This is a genomic window from Pseudoflavonifractor sp. An85 (assembly GCF_002161235.1).
GTDB lineage: Bacteria > Bacillota > Clostridia > Oscillospirales > Oscillospiraceae > Enterenecus.
The window spans coordinates 1-1,058 of sequence record NZ_NFHE01000105.1; the positions used below are offsets into that span (position 1 = coordinate 1).

Here is a 1,058-nt window from a genome sequence, read left to right on the forward strand (position 1 = left end):
GTGCATGACCCCTTTGTCCCAGGCAGCGGATATGCCATTCCAGATAACTATGCCCAGACCTTGGATTTGGACGAGGTGATGTGCACCTTGGAGATTCCCAAGATCGACCTGTCCCTGCCAGTGTACCATGGTACCAGCGAGGAGGTATTGGCAAAAGGGATCGGGCATTTGGAGGTCACCGCCCTGCCCATCGGAGGGCTCAACCGCCACGCGGTGCTCACGGGACACCGGGGGCTGCCCAGTTCGGAACTGTTCACCCGCCTGGATGAAGTGGAGGTGGGAGATATCTTCTACATCTATGTGCTGGACGAGGTGCACGCCTACCAGGTGGATCAAATCACCACGGTGGAACCAGACGAGTTGGAAAACCTGGTGGCAGAGGCGGACAAGGACCTGGTGACCTTGGTGACCTGCACCCCCTATGCGGTCAATAGCCACCGGCTGTTGGTGCGTGGGGTTCGGGTGGCGTATGAGCCGGAAGAGGATCCGCAGCCGGAGAATGAGGTGACCATTCGACCGCTGGACTTCTCCTATCTATGGTACTACATCCCGGGCGGCATAGCCGGTGTGGCCCTGCTGGCGGTGATAGTAGTGCGGAGGAGGAAGAAGCGAAATGAGAGGTAAACTCCGACACATGGTATGCCTGTTGGGTGTGGTGTTGCTGGTGGCAGGCGGGGGCGTGCTGCTCTACCCCAAGTTCACCGCTTGGCGCTATGCCCAGGGGGTGGAGAAGCAAAAGGAGACGTTTTTGCAGCAGGCGGAGGGGGAGAGCCCGAAGGACCACGGCCTGGAGGAGCTGTACCAACGGCTGCAGGAGGAGAACCGCCAACTGTTTGAGGGGCATCAGCCCCAGCTCACCGACCCGTTTTCCTACGAGACATCCGCTTTGGATTTGTCCCAATACGGCTTGGAGGATGGAATCATTGGCTTTCTATCCGCAGAAAAGATGGGGGTGGAGCTGCCCATCTATTTGGGCGCCAGCCAGGAACATCTGGCCTTGGGAGCCGCCCACATGACCCAGACCTCCTACCCCATTGGGGGCGACAACACCAACTGTG

The 1,058-nt window shown here is 59.2% G+C and carries 1 protein-coding gene and 1 pseudogene; both read left to right on the top strand.

The features are described from left to right. Nucleotides 1-624 (top strand): class C sortase (locus tag B5G37_RS14570; protein WP_143483005.1); only part of this gene is annotated, 624 nt, incomplete at its 5' end. Continuing rightward, nucleotides 614-1,058: pseudogene (locus B5G37_RS14575) on the top strand (hypothetical protein); the annotation flags it as partial. The gene B5G37_RS14570 and the pseudogene B5G37_RS14575, both read left to right, overlap by 11 nt.